The following is a 17,422-nucleotide window of genomic DNA, read 5'->3' as shown; positions in this document are numbered from 1 at the left end:
AAGCAGGGCGGACGGCTTTATTGCGGTGGTATCAATTTCAACTGTTCGGCCGGTGTCCAGAAATACAGCGTGACCGGCCGGGCGTTTTCATCCAGGCGGCTCAGCCTCACCTTGGCGATGTTATCGTCAACCGCCACCACTTCCACCTTGATGTCACGCGGTGAAAGAAAGATTTTTCTGGAACGAAGCAGTTTTTTTGCGGCGGCATTGTTCTGGCTGTCGATAAAGCGCTGATAGGCTTTCATTGACGAAGGAGACGCCGATACGCATGCATAGGCGGGAATAACGGCTGTCTGCGTGGCCGCTGCCGGCATGGCGGCCATCGACAGAAAGATAAAGACGAAAACGGTAAATCTCAGGGTCATCTCCAACACACTCCTGTTTCCGCAGTACCCGTCTGGCAGGGTGACGCGGAAAAATTTATTTGTCCTGTTTCCTATATCGGTCTCTTCGTCAAAAAATTGAGGCGCCGTCTCCGGGATGGTGACCGCTTTCTGACGCCCCTCGTCAAGCCGCCGGCGGACTTTCGGCGCCCCCTTTTCCAACGCTTTGATATTCCATGTGAAATCTAAGACCCCGGATGTGGCATGCTATTTGATAATATTTCTGCAAGCGGGTCGGTGCCCGCCCCGATTGAAAACATGCAACCCGGACCGTGCACGTCGATCACGGACCGACACAAAGGGAGCCCGATGAACCACCCGCGCCATCAACTGTTTTGGATGACCCTCTATCTGGCGATTGTCGCCGTTGTCTGCCTGCTGATGTTCGTCCCCCTGAAAATGGCCTTCATGGCCAACTGGGGGTTCAACCTGCTGATCCTGGCGGCCCTGGTTACCGGCATCGCCATCAACATGCGCCAGGTGTTTGCCCTGGAGCCGGAGCTGCGCTGGATCAAGATGTTCCGCACAGGCAACATCGGCATTTCGGTTTCCGATCCCACCCGCCTGATGAAGCCCCTGGCCAAACAGCTGGAAGGGCTCAACCGGGATCATTTCTCCCTCTCGGCGTTTTCCATGCGGACCGTTCTGGACGGGATCCGCGGGCGCCTGGACGAATCACGCGAAGTGTCCCGCTATATGATCGGTCTCCTGGTGTTCCTGGGCCTGTTGGGGACTTTCTGGGGACTTCTGGGGACCATCTCGTCGGTCTGGCAGGTCATCGAGGGGCTGGAGGTGGCCCGCAACGATTTTTCAGCGGTGTTCGAGAACCTCAAGGCCGGTCTGCAGGGGCCCCTGAGCGGCATGGGGACGGCCTTCAGTTCTTCGCTGTTCGGGCTCGGCGGTTCGCTGGTGCTCGGATTTATCGATCTCCAGGCGGGGCATGCCCAGAACCGCTTCTTCAATGAACTCGAGGAGTGGCTTTCCGGGGTCACGCATCTGATCGACACGTCAGAGGGGCGCGCAACGGGACTGGGCGTGCTGCCGTCGCAGGAGGGCTCCGGGGATATCAAGGACCAGCTGGTCCTGATGACCCGGGAGCTTCGCGAGAACAACCGCATGGTCGCCCGGGTGCTGTCGGACCGGTCTCCCGCCGTGCGCCCGACCGGCAAGCGCGCGGTTGCGGCGGCGGGTGCCTGAGCCATGTCCGCCATCGCCAAGCGTTCCCCGCGCACCTTCAATGTCTGGCCCGGTTATGTGGACGCGCTCAGCGCGCTTCTCATGGTGGTCATCTTTCTCGTTCTGATCTTCTCCGTCGCCCAATTCCTGTTGAGCCAGGTCCTTTCCGGCCAGGAGAGCGAGCTGGCCGTCCTGCAGCGCCAGGTCGACGAACTGACCTTCCATCTGGGCCTCGAAGAAGAGCGCAACCGCCGGCTGGCGGCCGATGCGGCCGAACTTTCCGTTACCGTCAGCATGCTCACCGACACCAAAGCGATGCTCGATGACCGGGTCGCGGCGATGGCGTCCGGTGCCGAGGCGGATCAGGCGCGGATCGCTCAGCAGCTGATGTTGATCGGGAGCCTGCAGGAAGACATCGATGCCCTGCGGCGCCTGCGCCGGGAACTGGAGGCGCGCATCGGCAGCATGTCCACCGCACTGCAATCCGGCCGGGCTGAGATCGGGGCCCTGCGGGACCGTTCCAAATCCCTGGAGGCCGGTATGGCCGACGCCCGGGAGCGCACCCTGCTGGCCCAGCGGACCATCGAGGAAAAGCAGATCCGCATCCAGGCCCTCACCGCGCTGATCGGCGAACAGAAGCAGGCCCTTGGTGAGGAGCGCCGCCTGTCCGCCAGCGCGAGGGCCCAGATCGCGCGGTTGAACCAGAGCGTCGCCGCTCTGAAGGCCCGGCTGGAAAAGATCAGTCGCGCCCTGGACCTGGCCCGCAGCGAGAGCGCCGGCAAGGATACGGAAATCAAGGATCTGGGCAAACGCCTCAACCTGGCGCTGGCCCGCCGGATCAACACACTGGAATCCTATCGCTCGGAATTCTTCGGCCGCCTGAGAACGGTGCTGGGTGACAACCCCCTCATCCGCATCGAGGGGGACCGCTTCGTCTTCCAGGCCGAACTGCTCTTTTCATCCGGCTCGGCGGCACTTGGAGAAGCGGGCACCCGGCATCTCACCCAGCTGGCCGCGACCCTCAACGACCTGGCCGGCAGGATTCCGCCGGAGATCGACTGGATCCTGAGGATTGACGGCCACACCGATCGGGTGCCGGTGACTTCCGGCCGGTTTCCCTCCAACTGGGAGCTGTCCACCAGCCGGGCCGTCTCGGTGGTTCGCTTTCTGTCTACCCAGGGCATTCCCGAATCCCACATGGCCGCGGCCGGTTTCAGTAAGTTCCACCCCCTCGATCCGGCCGACACGCCGGCGGCCTACCGCAAAAACCGACGCATTGAAATCAAGTTGACCGCACGCTGAATCCGCTTCGGCGGACCCCGCCACAGGATCCCTGGCGGTCCGTGCAACGAAAAAGTCCCCCTGACCGGCGCCGGCCAGGGGGACTTGTTACGGTCAGGTCCCACATCAGTGATCGGGGTGCCTTTGATTACAGCGTTATTCCCAGCTTTTTGACGGTTTCGTATGTCAAACCGCCTTCCGCCATCCGATGATCCCGCTGGTAGGATTTGAGTGCGGACGCTGTCTGCCGGCCCAGCACGCCGTCGATCGGTCCGGGGTCATACCCGGCATTGTGAAGCGTCCGCTGAATGTTGGTGACGACGTCGGGCGTCACGTTGGTCTCGCACATGATGCGGCGCCATTCCATGTGGCCGTCGTCAGTTTTTACGGTTTTCGTCACGGTCTGGTATTCTTCCGCCACCGGGATTCTGCGTTCCTGGGGACCGGATACCATCTTGCGGACCTTGACCGTTTCATACTCGGCCGGAATGGTGATGGTGCGTTCCTGGGGCGGTTCGAGCATCACCCGCTTCCTGACGGTCTTGAATTCCGCCGGGATATCGACCTTGCGGGTTCCCGGGGGGGTGACCATGACCGTCTTTTTGACGGTCTTGTAGGAAGCCGGCACCTCTACGAGGCACATGATTTCTCCGGTTGTGTTGTCGACCTTTTCGATCGGCCCCCGTCCTTTTTTCCACACCACATGGGCCTCTTTGGCCAGCACTTTGCTTTCCACCCGCTCGTACTTGGCGGGAATCTGCTCCAGTCGGCTCGAGGCGGCTTTGACCAAAACCTGCTCCTCTTTCCACCCGTATTTGGCGGGAATCACTTCGATGCGCTCCGAGGCGGCTTTGACCATCACTTTTTCCTCCACCCATTCATAACGGGCCGGGACGATCTCCAGTCGTTCGGAGGCGCTGCGTGTGAGTACGCGTTCGGATGCCGTTGCATAGGTGGGCGGAACAAAGACCCTTGCAAAGCACTCGCCCGGGTTGGCCTCGGGGGGGTACAAGGATGCCTCCGGAGAAGATGCGTCCTGCATGGCAGCGTTTTTGGCCTGCTGGTCAATCCGCTCCTCGTAGGCTTTCAGCTGATTGTCTTTTTTGCTGTTTTCGTTGGCCAACAAGCTTATCTCACTGTCTTTTTTGCTGTTTTCGCTGGCCAGGCGGTTGATTTCGTTTTCTTTTTCGTTCAGTTCCTTCTGCAGGTTGCTCAGTTCGGGCGGTGCGTTATGGGAGCAGCCGACCCAGACGGAAAACGTTGCCAGAAGCAAAACGGCAAAGATCCTGTGTGCATTCGATTTCATATTGATACCTCCAAAAGATGTCGTATGGGTTTATTGGGTTTGCGCTGTAACAGACCTCGCCCTTTCCCATGAGCAAATCGTTTGCCATGGTGCGCCTGCCATGGTCGTATTCGAAGTAAACCAATTGAAATGTATGTATAAAAAAAATATTCGAGGATGCCGGCCCGCAGGGGCCGTTTGCGCCTCTCGGGGGATTTGGCGCAGGCAGGTGAGCATATCGCGCACCCGGTGGCGGGCCAGCGGCCGACCGTTGGGTCGACCGTCAAACCTGGCCTGCAATCGCTGAATGGGGGGCCGCCGGAGCGCTTTTAAAACGATGGCCCGGGGGGATGCGCGCAGGGGGGCGAAGACGCTGTCGATGGCGGTCCGGTCTGATTCATGCTCCGGTGGGGCCGTCAGTCGACGGGAGCACTCTCCCAGCGTCGGGCCACCACTCGCAGTACCGAATCCGATACCGCATCGTAGAGCGCCTCCGTATCGCCGGCCGTATCGGCCATAGGCCTCAGCGCCGGTTTTTTTTGCGGAAGGAATTGAAGCAGCGATTTTACGGCATCGACCTTTACGGCACAGCTCGCGTTTTCCAGGACATGCACCTGTTCGGATGCGGCGTCACGGTAGGCCAGCATCGATCTGACCACGCCGACCACCTCACCGGTCAAATTCATCAGAGGCCCGCCGCTGTTGCCATGACGAACAGAAACACTGGTCCGATAGCTGGCATCGTCTGCGCCTGTGCCCTGTAACCCGCAAATTCGGCCCTGGGATCGCCTGGGGCCCTGAACCGATTGTTCTTCAGCGGGGAACCCCACGGTAAACACGCGGGTATCGAGGTCCGTCGGGGAACCGGCCAGGGGCAGGGCGGGGGGCAGGGCCTTTTCATCGGCCACTTCCAAAAACGCGATGTCGTGCATTTCATCCTGAAGCACCGGCCAGGCGATAAACGCCGTGCCGGCCCGATCGATAAGGGTGATCGATTCGGCATCCGAAACCACATGGTTGTTGGTGACCAGATAACCGCAGGCCATCGGCCACGCGGTCCCGACGGATTCTGACACCACAGCAACGGCGGCCGGGGCCCGGCCATTGCCTTCCGTTGGATTCGTTTCAGGGCCGCTTGGAAACGCCGCTTCCCGGGGGTGGTGGGGGGTCGCCTCGCACAGGGGGGCATGAAGGCCTGAAACGATCAGGGACCAGACCAGAAGCGAAATCCCGGCATTGTAAAGGTTGAAAAATACGTGCATTCGTTTGATGGATCCTTTCCTAAAGGGATTGACCGTCGTGTCCCCAATGGTAAAGCACAAAATGGGCCTTCCTGGAGAAATTTCTAAATAACCTAATGATTACAAAAGCTAAGGTTGAATGCATCCAGACAGAACTTTCCAGAATCGTCAACAATCATGCACAGCAAGGGTGGAAAAAATGACATGGCAGTCCTTTTCGGGCCCTTTTTTTCGGATCCGTACCAGCGATACTGAACCGGAAGCGGTGGATGGTTGACAGGCAGATGACGGCATACTACACCAGTGTCGTCGCTTCTCAGACAAAGAACATGGCCGCATGCGCATTTCATCACACCGGCACCTGATTGTTCAACCCGCTGATGCAGGGAGGGGGGCTCAATGGCTAAGATTCGGAAATACAAGTTATCCTGGGACGCTTCTGATTCAGACACGGTCATCGGCTATAAGCTTTACTGGTCAAAGGGCACCGTCGTCGGTTACGATTCCAAATTCATCAAGGTGGGCAACGTCACCGAGATCGCCCTTCCCGATGATGTCACCCTGTCGGACGGACCGGTCATGTTTGGCGTGACGGCCATCGACAAGGATGGCAATGAATCGGACATGGCCGAGATTGCCGAACCCTATCAGCTGCACGTCCCCAAGGCGCCGGGGAGCCTGTCCTTCATACCCTCCGACGAATTCAAACTGGTGGCGGCAACCCCGCCGCAATCCCATGAATTGAAGGCCGTCGACCCGATTCGTCCAGAGCCGGACGACAGCGAGGATCAGCTGGCCCATGCAATTGAAGGCAATGGGGACAGCCGGCCGGAACGGGTGACGTATTACGACGATACCGGGTATCGCCAGACACCCTAACGCGGACCGGTCCTTCAGTTTAAACCATCGGCCGTATCCCGCGGGGCTATTTACGCGCTGCGCAGCCGGGGCGGCAGGATGAAGACCTTGCGAAAACCCTCCTGGAGCGAAATCGCCGATTCCGGGCAGAACCGGGCGCAGACCCCGCATCCGAGGCAGGCGTTTTCATCCCGCCGGGCCACACCGTCTTCGTCGATCTCGATGGCATCGGTGGGGCACCATTCAAGGCAGGTGCCGCACCCGCTGCAGGCATCGCGGTCGATGACGGACAGGTGGTAGGTGGAATTGATCATCGGCAGGCTGCCGTCCCGCCAGAGCCGCAGGGTGTCGCAGCAATCCTTGCAGCAGTTGCAGATGCTGGTTTCCGGGCTGGATTCCCGGGATCCGGGGTGAAAGGCCTTGTGGATCAGGCCGGCCTGCTGGGCTTCCCTGAGAATCCGGAGGGCTTCTTCGCGGGTGACTTTTTTGGCAAAGCCCTGGGCGCTGGTGTGGCGTGCGGATTTGCCGAATGAAAAACAGTTCAACACCGGTGCGTTGGTGCTGCACGGTTCTCCCAGCAGGCTGCGGCGCTGGCGGCAGAAGCAGTGGCCCACGGCGATGTCGTCGAACTTGTTGATGATGGCTTCGACCGTCTGGCTGGGCAGGATGACCTCGTCGGCCCCCTCGACGGGCTTTTCCACCGGGATCACCCGGATCTTCCGGCCCTCGGCCGTCCGGTCGGCCGGCACGGTCCGGTCGATGGCCGGGGCCGCCGCGAACAGGGGCATCAGGGCGTCGTAATTGCCCTGGGTCTGCTCCCGCAGTTCCGCCAGCAGCCGTTCAAAGAGTCCGGCGAGGGCTTTTTCCCCGTCGCTGCCGGTCAGCTCGCCCATGAACCGGTACTCCATCAGCCCGACCATCATCAGCGGCAGGAGGCGGTAAACCATGATCCCGCTGGAACTGGGCTGATTGAACACCAGCCCTTTTCCGGCCAGGCTGTCGGTCAGCCGCGTGATGGCCGCCTCCGAAAGTCCGCTCGACGCAACCAGCTGGTCCATGGTCTGGGACGGCCGCTCACGGAAGGCATCGATCAGGTCCAATTCATCTTCTTGGTCCCCCACGACCTGCCGGATGATGGCGACGGCCGTGTCGGTGACCGGAAATTGAACCAGCCCCTGCCTGCAGATAACGCCGGTGGCGCGCCTGATTTTTTCCGATAATGTCAGTGGTGTCATGGCTCCGCTCCCTTTCGGTGATTGAACTCAAGGTTGGCGTGGGATTCAATGCCGGGCACCCTATCCGAATCACCCGATGAAAGCAAGGCTCCCCCGCCATCGCTGCCGGCCAGCCATCTCGACGGCTGCCGTCTACCATCAATATATTGGCAACGCTTTCCCCATGTCATGCATGTAAAAAGGCTTGACAGATTGCAGCCGATTTCATTAATTGAATCATAATCGTATACGATTATATTATAATCAACCCAGGGGAGGGCCGGTGATGACGTCGGTTGCGAAAAAGAAAAAGGCAGGGGAGGCTTCCGTTCTCCCGGCGGGCGACCGCATCGGTCGCCTGCGCGAGGCATACGACCAGGCGGACCCGCACGTCTGTATCGTTCGAGCCCGGTCCGTTACCGAATCATACGCTGAAAATCCCGGTGCACCGGCGATACTGCAGAAAGCGCGGGCATTCGGCAACATCTGCAAGCGGATTCCGGTGACTATTTTTGACCATGAGCTCATCGTCGGGTCATCAGGAACCTTTCGACGGTCGGCCGGTGTGAGTCCCGACATCTCCTGGCAGTGGATCGAGGAGGAGATCGGGAGCATCGACCGGCGAGACCAGGATCCCTATGCCATCAACGGGGAAGACCTCAGGGAACTGGTGGACGACATTCTGCCTTTCTGGAAGGGCAAATCCATCGAGGACGCTTTCCTGGCAAGGCTTCCCGCGGAAACTGCAGCCATCGCCGTGGATACGGGTATTGTAGACAACGATTCAAAATGGCGATGCGCGGTCGGTGAGATTACACCGGACTACCAGGATATTGTGTTCGTTAAAGGCTTCAACGGCATCATCGCGGATGCGCGGCAGCGGATCGCAGACCTGGATATGACGATCCCGGAAGATATCGAGAAGTCGAATTTTTACCATGCCGTCATCGTCTGCGCCCGCGGCATCATCCACCTGAACGAACGGTATGCGCGGCAGGCCGAGCAGATGGCCTTTCAGGAGCCGGACGGCCGACGGAAAAAGGAACTGCTGGCCATCGCCCATAACTGCCGGCAGGTTCCGGGAAACCCGCCTGAAACGTTCTGGGAGGCCATCCAGATGCTGTGGACCGTCCAGCTGGGGAATTCGCTGTTCGAGAATGCAGTGGCCCTGAATATCGGACGGTTCGACCAGTTCATGCATCCGTTTTACGCCCGTGACATGGAAGCCGGGGGCATCACCCGGGAAAAGGCCCAGGAGCTGATCGATTGCCTGTGGGTCAAACTGTCGGAATGGATCTGGTTCGTGTCCAAAAATACGGCCAGCTATTTTGCCGGTTACAATGCCTTCCAGAACCTGACCGTCGGCGGCCGAAAAGACGATGGCACCGATGGGACCAACGATCTCACCTATATGTGTCTGCAGGCCACCGGCCGGGTAAAATTGCATCAACCCGGTTTGAGTGTCCGGGTCCACCCGGGCTGTCCCCACCAGTTCCTCATGCGGGTCTGCGAACTGGTCCGCGAGGGGACGGGGTTCCCGGCCATCCACAACGACCGCATCGGCACCCAGATGCTGACCGGCGTGGGGCTTTCCCCCCAAGATGCCATGGACTGGAGCAATTGTGGCTGTGTGGTTCCCCACTCGCGAAAAATCAGCGAGTGGACATCGGCCTGCAACATCAACCTGGCGGCGGGGGTCGAATTTGTCCTGACCAACGGCAGGCGCCGCAGCGATGGCAGATCCCTGGCCGTGGCAACCGGGGGCACGGCGGTGCTGAAGGATTTTGAGGCGGTCATGGACGCCTATCTGGAGCAGCTCAAACACATGATCAAACATGCCGTTATCGCCACCCTGGTTGCCCAGCAGGTGCAGGCCGAACGCGCACCGCGGCCTTTTTTCTCATCATTTACCGACGGCTGCATGCAGTCCGGCCGCGATCTGGTGCACGGCGGCGCCCGCTATCATGTGGGACCGGTCCTGACCGGCATCGGTATCGCCGATACGGTCAATAGCCTGGCGGCGATCAAACGCCTGGTGTTCGACCGGCGGCTGACCGATCTTAAAACGCTGGATGAGGCCCTGGACCGCAACTGGGAGGGCTTCGAGGACCTGCGCCGACAGGCACTGGCCTGCCCGAAATTCGGCAATGACGATGACGATGTGGATCGGTTCGCCATTGATATCAGCAATTTTTATCATCAGGAGATCAACCGGTATACAGATCGTTACGGCAGTCCCTTCAACTCCGCCTTCATGGGCATTTCCAATTATATCCCCGCCGGAAAAGCCGTGGGCGCCACGCCCTGCGGCAGGCGCTCCGGGGATCCGCTGACCGAAGGGTGCTCGCCCCATGCGGGTACGGATGTGACCAGCCCCACCGCCGCCATGCGGTCGACGGCCAAGATCAACCATGGCCGGCATGCCGGCGGCACCCTGCTGAACATCAAGCTCGCTCCGGATACGCTCAAGACGCAGGGGGGCCTGAACCAGCTCGCCGCCCTGATCAGGGGGTATTTCGAGCTGGACGCCTTTCATGTCCAGTTCAATGTCTTTGATCGAAAGACCTTGCTGGCGGCACAGGCGCACCCGGACCAATACCGGCATCTGCTGGTCAGGGTCGCCGGTTACAGTGCGCGGTTCGTGACCCTGTCCAGGGAAGTGCAGGACGCGATTATCCAGCGGACGTCCTACGCCGCCATGTGAGTAAACCGAATTGGCGGCCTGAGGGCGTGCAACCGCCATGGCAGGGGCATGCGGTCAGCGGGGCCTGCCCGGAAAGGATCCTGATTCCGGACTGAAAATATGATATTCAATATCCAGCGCTGGAGCCTTCACGACGGGCCGGGCATCCGGACGACGGTATTTTTCAAAGGGTGCCCGTTGCGGTGCCGATGGTGCAGCAATCCCGAGTCCTGGTCTTTTGAAACGCAGCTTTTTTTCATGGAAGAACGGTGCTCCGGATGCGGGGCCTGCATCGATGTCTGTGAGGCGGGCGCCAACCGCCTGAACGGGGCCTCCCTCGAGTTTGACCGGGACGCCTGCGTGGCATGCGGCCGCTGTGAAAAGGCCTGTCCGCAAAATGCCAGGGAACGCGTCGGGCAGGACCTGACGGTCGAAGCGGTCAGCCGGATTCTCGAACGCGATGCGGTGTTTTACCGCAGCTCTGGCGGCGGGGTGACCTTCTCCGGCGGCGAACCCTTTGCCCAGATGGAGATGTTGAGACGCCTGGCCCGGGGCTGTTCCCTTGCCGGCATCCGGACGGCTGTTGAAACCAGCGGTTTTTTTGCTTTTGAGGACGCCCGGGCCATCTTCGACTGGATCGATGCCATTTTCATTGACCTGAAGCACACGAACGATGCCATCCACAAGCGGCTGACCGGGGTCTCCAATACCACCATCATCGAGACCATCATGCGCCTGGATGCCATGGGGCGCGGGCTGACGGTCCGGATCCCGCTTGTCCGCGGTCTCACGGATACACGGGAAAACATCGACGGCGTTATCCGGCTGTGCCGGCGCCTCAGGCACCTGGTCGGAATTGAACTGCTTCCCTATCATCCCCTGGGGGCTGGAAAATACAAGGGATTGGGCCTTTCCTTCGACGCGGCCATGACGGCCCCGGAACATGGCGCCATCCAATTGATCCTGGCCCGCATGCAGGCCCACCGCCTGCCGGCCGGATGCCCGGGCCTGCCGTTCTGCCCTCCGGAACCGGGTTGACCCGTCGCCTTTACGCCCGGCAGCCGTGGGTCCGATGGGGAAGGTGGAAACGATGACTGTTCATGACAGGTAGACGACGATGAGCGCGACACGTTCAAGACTTCCCGAAAAAACGGGCAGCACGGCGGACTGGATCGCCGATGCCCTGCGTTCCAAAATCATACAGGGCCGGTACAAGGCCAATGACCCGCTGCGACAGGATATCCTCGCCGAGCAACTGGGGGTGAGCAAGATTCCCCTGCGCGAGGCCCTGGTGCAGCTCAAGGCTGAAGGATTGGTGGCCTTCATGCCCAAACGGGGGGCTGTGGTCTCGCCACTTTCGGCCGATGAGGTGCAGGAAATCTATACGATGCGGATCGCCCTGGAGACGGTGGCCCTCGAAAAGGCCATATTACGGATTCGCCCGGCGGACCTGATTCGCGCCCGGGGCGTTCTGGAAATTATCGACGGCGGGGCCGACAAAACGGAATGGGGAGATCTGAACTGGGAATTCCATGCCACTTTGTACCGGGCGGCACGGATGCCGCTGCTGTTGAATGCCATCCAAAGGCTGCACAACAATGTGCTGCGCTACCTGATCATCTACCTGGACAGTCTATCGGCAGCCGGCATCTCGCAAAACGAACACTGGGCAATCCTGGAGGCCTGCCGTGAGAAAAACGTCCGACAGGCAATCTCGGTCCTGAAAAGACATCTCGCCAAGGCGTCAGGGAATCTGGTTTCTTTTCTTTCCTGACACATCCGGGCTGTTTTTTCACTCAATGCCACCCTTTGGTTTCACCCGGCAGCGGGACAACCGCCCGGCGCGGCTGCAGCCATGTCGTGACGGTCCCAGACGACCGGCGGCGATACCACGGGCGCAGCCGCGAAACGTCGCGGATGCCGGCATCGTGGGATTATCCTCCCAGTCCGTAAATGCGACGGGCGGAGGGGGGAGGTATTTTCAACGCCATGGGTTCGCCATGCGCCGTTTTCGTTGCGTCAAGGATTTGAACGATCGAATCGGTGTAAATGGCATTCTGCTGGGCCTGGCTGAATTGCGCAAACCATACCATCGCTAATGAAATCAGTGCAATTGCCAGCGCCAGCAACCGTTTGTCGCCTTTTCCCATGGGTCCTCTCCATAATCCGGTAGTTATGAACCAGGGATAAAGCAATTCCCGCGCCGTTTTTGGGCAAGGCCGTAAAATGTTTCAACCGATCTTCCCGGGATGATCCGGCTCGAGCCGTTTGCCCATGCTGACCACCTCGTCAACCGTGAACCCGATCGATCGGTAGAAGGCCATTGCGCGGCGGTTGGAGACCCTGACCTGGAGGTTGATTTTTGGACAGCCGGCGGCCCCCAGGCGTGCCTCAGCCGCTTGCATGATCCGCCGTGCGGCGCCCTGACGCCGGTGGCCGGGCGCCACCGCCAGGTAGTTGATCCAGCCCCGGTGGCCGTCATAGCCGGCCATGCAGGTGGCGATGATCCTGCCGTCCCGTTCGCCGATGAGGAACCACTCCGGATTGACCGTCAGTTTTCTGTCGATGTCCTTGCCGGGATCGTTTTGGGGAACGACGAGGCCGCAGTCGCGCCACAGACGGATGACGGCCCCTCTGTCTTCGGGATGATAGCTGCGAATTTTCATGTCATGGGGGCGTTTCGATGCCGTGGCCGTTCAGCGCCGCCATCACCCGGTCCAGGGGGATGGCTTCACCGATCGAGCCATTGTGTCCATTGATGGTCGTGGCGGTGAACAAGGCGTTGAGGATAGCCTCTTCCGTCGATTCGATAGCGGCTTGGAAAAGCGGAGAAAGCAGGTCGTTGGGCAGATCGGCAATGGCGGACCGGACCCGCCGCCGTGTCGGGGTGCGGCGCACGCCATCGGCAACGGAAAAGGCGATGGCATAGTCGCCGGAGCCGTTGGCGAAAGACGCTCCGGTGCGCGCCAGGCCGAACAGGGCGCGCCGGGCCAATCGGGCCAGGTTGCGGTCCGACAGGGGGGCGTCGGTCGCCAGGATCATCATGATCGAGCCGTCAGCATCGCCGCCGTCCAGCTCGTCCTTGAGATAGTACCGGCCCAGTGCCCGGCCCACCGGCCGGCCCAGGACCTGGAGCACACCACCGAAATTGGATTGCACCAGGAGGCCGACCGTGTACCCGCCCAGGCTTTTCGGGACGACCCGGGAGCTGGTGCCGATGCCGCCTTTCCAGCCAAAGGCCATAGTTCCGGTGCCGGCGCCCACGCTTCCCTCCGCGACCGGGCCCGGGGCCGCCTCCCGGATCGCCCGGTGGATCATCGCGGCCGTCAATCTGCGGCGCCGGATGTCGTTCAGCCGGCTGTCATTGGTTTCGCCCACCACCGGATTGACGGTCGTCACGGCCTCGTTTCCCGGAAGCGTCAACACCCAGTCGACAATGGCGTCGGCCGCCCGGGGCGCCGACAAGGTGTTGGTCAGAACGACGGGGGTTTCGATTTCGCCCAGTTCCCGGATCTGGGTGCTGCCCATCAGCTTGCCGTACCCGTTCCCAACGGCGATGCCCGCGGGCACCCGGTTCTGATAGACGTTGTCCGGATGGGGCAGGACGGCCGTGGCCCCGGTGCGGACACCTCCGCCTTCGATCAGGGTCACCTGGCCCACCCGGACGGGGTGAACGTCGGTGATGGCATTGAGGGGACCCGTCGGCAAAATGCCCGGTGCGATCCCCATCTGCCTGGCTCGTTTTCTCACGGATTCCATATGCAGCCATTTCAACGGGTCGTTTTCCTGCTGTTGGGGCAAGGTCCGGATGGCTGTGCGTTGCGGATCCTTGCCGTTGCCGGCAGCCGGTCAATAGGCGTAAAAAAGCCGCTGAATCTCTTCCCGGCTGCGTTTGTTCAGCAGGGCCAGCATGAGCAGGATTCTGGCCTTGGCCGGGTTGAGTTCATCCGAGGCGATAAACCGCAGGTGGTCATCGTCGATCTCAACGTTGCGGCCCACTTTTCCGGTGGGGACACGGGAACTGCGAACGATCAGTATCCCCTTTTTCGCCGCCCGGGCCGCCCGCTCGACGGTGGCCGCGTTCATGTTGCCGTTGCCGTCGCCGGCGATCACGATCCCCCTGGCCCCTCTTTCCACCGAGCCGTCGACCAGATCGGCCGGCATGTCGGCACAGGCGTAGATGATGTCCACGCGGGGCAGCGACGTGACGCCGGTCAGGGAGAATTCGCTTTGGCAGGTGTGCCGGCGGACCGGGCGGCGGAAATACTCGGTTGTTCCGTAGTTGACCGTCCCGATCAGTCCGTTGATGGGAGAAATGAAGGTCTCCACCGACGTGGTGTTGCTCTTGGTCAGCGAATGGGCGCCATGGATCCGGTCGTTCATTACCACAAGGGTCCCGCGCCCGGCGGCATCCGGATCCGCGGCGACGGCAACGGCATTGTATAGGTTCAGCGGTCCGTCGGCACTTACGGCGGTGGCAGGGCGCATGGATCCGGTCAGGACCACCGGCTTTTTGCTGCGAACCGTCAAATTGAGAAAATAGGCCGTCTCTTCCATGGTGTCGGTGCCGTGGGTGACGACCACGCCGTCAGCCACGCCGTCCCCCAGCAGGGTGTTGATCCGGTCGGCCAGGTCGATCATGATGGCAAACGTCATGTCCTGGGAGCCCACGTTGGCCACTTGCTCACCCTGGATCCGGGCAATGGCGGGCAACCCCGGAACGGCGGCGATCATCGTATCGACGGCCACCCGGCCGGAGGTGTATCCGGCCTGGGTTCCCGATTCGGCCGACCCCGCAATGGTGCCGCCGGTGGCGAGAATCATCACGCACGGCCGCTTGTTCGGCGGATGTCTGTTTTTCCGGGTTTGCATGGGGCCGGCCTGTCGCGTGCCGGTGCTGGACCGGCAACATGGGGAAACGGATCGTCAGGGGCAGACGGCCTGTTTTCCATAATGCCGTTCAACCCCGTTATCTCATCTTTTCTCATCAGTATAATCCATTCATTTTTCAAAGGAAAGTGCATTTTGAGGGGGGCTCCCCTTTTTCGGAACCCACCCGCATGTTCCCGCCGGGAGCCCCCATGAACCTGGCCGCGAGGGGCAGGTCCAGGCCGCTTTTGCCCTTGGCGGTGAAAAGAGATCGAAAATCTTTTTTGCGCATCGAGGCCGCAGCCATTGTTCCGGACAGCGGCGCCAGCGGACGGTTTTTTCTGGATGCAGTGGAAAGGCGGAATGTCCCATCCGGCTGGACCTGATCAGGGGGGACCCGGGAAAGGGCCCGTATCGGCCCCTCTATTTGCCCGTGATCGATGGGGGGGCGAAGCAGAAGGGGTCTTTGTCCGTGAAGATATCCAGTCCCAGGCTGTGGGTGATGGCCAGGCAGCCGCGACACACGATATTGAGGCCGCAATTCCGACAGGCCTGGCTGCCGGTGCGATAGCGCCGGGCCAGCGGGGTGTGATAAATGTCGTAAAGGTCGTTTTCCAGCACGTTGCCGATCAGCGAAGGAAATTTCCTGCAGGCGTGTACCTCGCCATCGGGCAGCAGCGCCATGAAATTGAAGGCGGCGCCGCAGCCGTGACCGGTGCAGCCGCCGAACGGCGCCTGGTCGTTTTCCCGTCGGATGATGTTGATCAGGTTGTCTTTGAGTCCCATTTTCGGGTTGCGGGCGGCGGCGGTCGCGTATCGTCTCAAAAAAGATTCGAAGGCACCGGTCTCCGGCATCAGGAGCGCGGCGCCTTCCCCGACGGTGGACAGGCGATTGAAGGTGAAAAAGTCGGCCCGTTTGCGCAGCAGTTCAGCCAGGGGCAGCACCTGGTCCAGGTTGTCCCGGGTCAGGGTAAGCATCACCATGGTGTAGATGCCCAGCGATCGGAGCGCGTCCAGAAAGGCCAGTGACCTGTTGAAATGGCCCTTGCCGCGAATATAATCGTTGTGCTCCGCCAGCCCCTCCAGACTGATCTGAAAGTAAAGGGGGGGGGCAATTTCCATCAGTTTCCCGATGCGGTCGATGGGCGTGGGATTGCCCAGGATGGCAATGCCGAAACCATAGTCCGATGCCTTGCGGTAGACCTGGTCGAAGTGGGGATAGAGCAGGGGGTTGCCTCCGGTGAAGGTCACCTGTCCCCGCACATGCATCCGGCGGCAGAAGTCATAAAACATATTCAGGATGGCCATGGCCATCTCCGCGGGCATCGGTTTTCGGTCGCTTCGATCGTAGCAGTGTCTGCAGTGCAGGTCACAGGCCTGGGTGACGTGCCACTGGAGTGTGAAGGCATCGGTGGCCAGAAACGGTTCGAGGGATGAATCCATCCTTCCCGCCGGCATCGGTGTGCGCCGGATGCGTGTGCCGGGAGCCAGGAGAACACCCCGGGCAATGGCCTGATCGATGGCGTTCTGGATATCTCCCGGGGTCACCTTGCCTTCTTCGGCCGCCGCCAGGGGGTCGATCTGCTCCACGACGAGTTTGAGTGCCAGCAGGTCGATGGCCGCCGGTTCCCGATAGTGCAGTTCACCGGACTTCGGGTGTCGCCAGATCATCACATACGCCGCTTCCTTGTGTGGGCGGGCTCCTTGGGCATTCGACCGGATGAATGCCGCCAGGTGCTTCCAGCGGACGGGGACGATGGTGAGGGTGGGATTGGGCGAAACGGTCCTGGCCTGCGGGATGGGCTCATCGGCGGCGATCTGTTTCTGGTGCAGCAGCCATTCCAGGCGAGCCAGGTCGACGAGGTAGCCGGGCAGATCCATGGATGGGCTCAAGCTGGCGACCGTGTCGGGAAAGGCCTCAGCTGTCAGGTCTTCGTCCATTGCCGCCAGCACCCTGCCCCAGGTGTGACTGCCGAGGGTGCGGCGGCAGGTGGAGAAAATATTTTCGTATGTGGCAAGTGGTGAGGGATGCAATTAAGGTTCGTTTATCTTGAAACAATCGGGTCGTTAATCGAATCGGGCCTGTACGGATCGGTCACGCAACCTGCGTGATGCCAATCAGCTTCAGCCGCTTTTTGCGGGCGGTTTCTTTTCATCGTCGGTGCCACCGGCACCGGAAGAACCGCCACTTCACCCGCTTGTGGAGCCACCGGCTCCAGCCTTTTCGCCACTTCAGGCGCTTTTGCCGGATGCGCAGCCGTTCAGGGTGAAGGTGGACCCTGCAATCAGACCGGCGACACAAAAGCCCGCCAGAATTTTTTTCAGGTCGTCTACATCCATGGTTGCCTCCTCCGAGGTTAAGGGTGATACTTCTTTTTCCCCTGGGGCGGAACTGGGACAGACGGATCGTCGATAGGATTTGCCGGTATTGA

General features: G+C 60.7%; 16 protein-coding genes. 6 read left to right on the top strand and 10 right to left on the bottom strand.

Annotated elements, in window-relative coordinates:
* Positions 1-17: 17 nt before the first annotated feature.
* Positions 18-365 carry a hypothetical protein gene (locus tag DSCA_RS13580; protein WP_155316939.1) on the bottom strand — a complete coding sequence of 116 codons (348 nt, stop codon included), beginning with the start codon at positions 363-365 and terminating at the stop codon, positions 18-20.
* 327 nt (positions 366-692) lie between these two features.
* Between DSCA_RS13580 and DSCA_RS13575 the strand changes: the two genes are divergently transcribed.
* Both DSCA_RS13575 and DSCA_RS13570 read left to right on the top strand, forming a co-directional pair.
* Complete coding sequence (locus DSCA_RS13575; RefSeq protein WP_197904789.1) at positions 693-1,580, top strand: biopolymer transporter ExbB; 888 nt, start codon at positions 693-695, stop codon at positions 1,578-1,580.
* Positions 1,581-1,583: 3 nt separating this feature from the next.
* Entirely contained in the window at positions 1,584-2,861 is a 1,278-nt protein-coding gene (locus tag DSCA_RS13570) for a peptidoglycan -binding protein (protein ID WP_155316938.1), read from the top strand.
* A 127-nt stretch (positions 2,862-2,988) separates the two neighbouring features.
* Here the strand turns inward: DSCA_RS13570 and DSCA_RS13565 are convergent, their stop codons facing one another.
* Together DSCA_RS13565 and DSCA_RS13560 are read right to left on the bottom strand one after the other, a co-directional pair.
* Positions 2,989-4,146, bottom strand: a complete 1,158-nt coding sequence (locus DSCA_RS13565; protein WP_155316937.1) for a peptidoglycan-binding domain-containing protein — start codon at positions 4,144-4,146, stop codon at positions 2,989-2,991.
* Positions 4,147-4,541: 395 nt separating this feature from the next.
* Positions 4,542-5,387 (bottom strand): S1 family peptidase, encoded by an 846-nt coding sequence (locus DSCA_RS13560; RefSeq protein ID WP_155316936.1) that lies wholly within the window; start codon positions 5,385-5,387, stop codon positions 4,542-4,544.
* Positions 5,388-5,765: 378 nt separating this feature from the next.
* On the opposite strand from DSCA_RS13560, the gene DSCA_RS13555 reads away from it, so the two are divergent.
* Positions 5,766-6,245 carry a hypothetical protein gene (locus DSCA_RS13555; RefSeq protein ID WP_155316935.1) on the top strand — a complete coding sequence of 160 codons (480 nt, stop codon included), beginning with the start codon at positions 5,766-5,768 and terminating at the stop codon, positions 6,243-6,245.
* A 50-nt stretch (positions 6,246-6,295) separates the two neighbouring features.
* Here DSCA_RS13555 and DSCA_RS13550 read toward each other — a convergent pair whose 3' ends face one another.
* Positions 6,296-7,459: a 4Fe-4S binding protein gene (locus tag DSCA_RS13550; protein WP_155316934.1), complete on the bottom strand. Its 1,164-nt coding sequence runs from the start codon at positions 7,457-7,459 to the stop codon at positions 6,296-6,298.
* Between the two features lie 265 nt (positions 7,460-7,724).
* On the opposite strand from DSCA_RS13550, the gene DSCA_RS13545 reads away from it, so the two are divergent.
* The 3 genes from DSCA_RS13545 to DSCA_RS13535 all read left to right on the top strand — a co-directional run bounded on the left by DSCA_RS13545 (position 7,725) and on the right by DSCA_RS13535 (position 11,895).
* The gene (locus DSCA_RS13545; RefSeq protein WP_155316933.1) at positions 7,725-10,142 is read left to right on the top strand and encodes a glycyl radical protein; all 2,418 of its coding nucleotides are present in this window, start codon (positions 7,725-7,727) and stop codon (positions 10,140-10,142) included.
* A 99-nt stretch (positions 10,143-10,241) separates the two neighbouring features.
* Positions 10,242-11,159, top strand: coding sequence for a glycyl-radical enzyme activating protein (locus DSCA_RS13540; RefSeq protein WP_155316932.1), 918 nt, complete (start codon positions 10,242-10,244; stop codon positions 11,157-11,159).
* Positions 11,160-11,238: 79 nt separating this feature from the next.
* Entirely contained in the window at positions 11,239-11,895 is a 657-nt protein-coding gene (locus tag DSCA_RS13535) for a GntR family transcriptional regulator (protein ID WP_155316931.1), read from the top strand.
* Between the two features lie 160 nt (positions 11,896-12,055).
* On the opposite strand, the gene DSCA_RS13530 is transcribed toward DSCA_RS13535, so the two are convergent.
* The 6 genes from DSCA_RS13530 to sbtA form a co-directional block, all read right to left on the bottom strand.
* The gene (locus DSCA_RS13530) at positions 12,056-12,271 is read right to left on the bottom strand and encodes a hypothetical protein (protein ID WP_155316930.1); all 216 of its coding nucleotides are present in this window, start codon (positions 12,269-12,271) and stop codon (positions 12,056-12,058) included.
* 81 nt (positions 12,272-12,352) lie between these two features.
* Positions 12,353-12,787 (bottom strand): GNAT family acetyltransferase, encoded by a 435-nt coding sequence (locus DSCA_RS13525; RefSeq protein WP_155316929.1) that lies wholly within the window; start codon positions 12,785-12,787, stop codon positions 12,353-12,355.
* Position 12,788: 1 nt separating this feature from the next.
* Positions 12,789-13,895 carry a DmpA family aminopeptidase gene (locus tag DSCA_RS13520; RefSeq protein ID WP_197904788.1) on the bottom strand — a complete coding sequence of 369 codons (1,107 nt, stop codon included), beginning with the start codon at positions 13,893-13,895 and terminating at the stop codon, positions 12,789-12,791.
* Positions 13,896-13,970: 75 nt separating this feature from the next.
* Positions 13,971-14,993 (bottom strand): type II asparaginase, encoded by a 1,023-nt coding sequence (locus DSCA_RS13515; RefSeq protein WP_155316928.1) that lies wholly within the window; start codon positions 14,991-14,993, stop codon positions 13,971-13,973.
* A gap of 420 nt (positions 14,994-15,413) precedes the next feature.
* Positions 15,414-17,024, bottom strand: coding sequence for a thio(seleno)oxazole modification radical SAM maturase SbtM (gene sbtM / locus DSCA_RS13510; RefSeq protein WP_155316927.1), 1,611 nt, complete (start codon positions 17,022-17,024; stop codon positions 15,414-15,416).
* Positions 17,025-17,114: 90 nt separating this feature from the next.
* Positions 17,115-17,330, bottom strand: a complete 216-nt coding sequence (gene sbtA, locus DSCA_RS32570; protein ID WP_155316926.1) for an SbtA family thio(seleno)oxazole RiPP natural product precursor — start codon at positions 17,328-17,330, stop codon at positions 17,115-17,117.
* Positions 17,331-17,422: the final 92 nt, after the last annotated feature.

Source organism: Desulfosarcina alkanivorans, assembly GCF_009688945.1.
Taxonomy (GTDB): domain Bacteria; phylum Desulfobacterota; class Desulfobacteria; order Desulfobacterales; family Desulfosarcinaceae; genus Desulfosarcina; species Desulfosarcina alkanivorans.
This window is presented reverse-complemented; position numbering and strand designations above follow the sequence as displayed.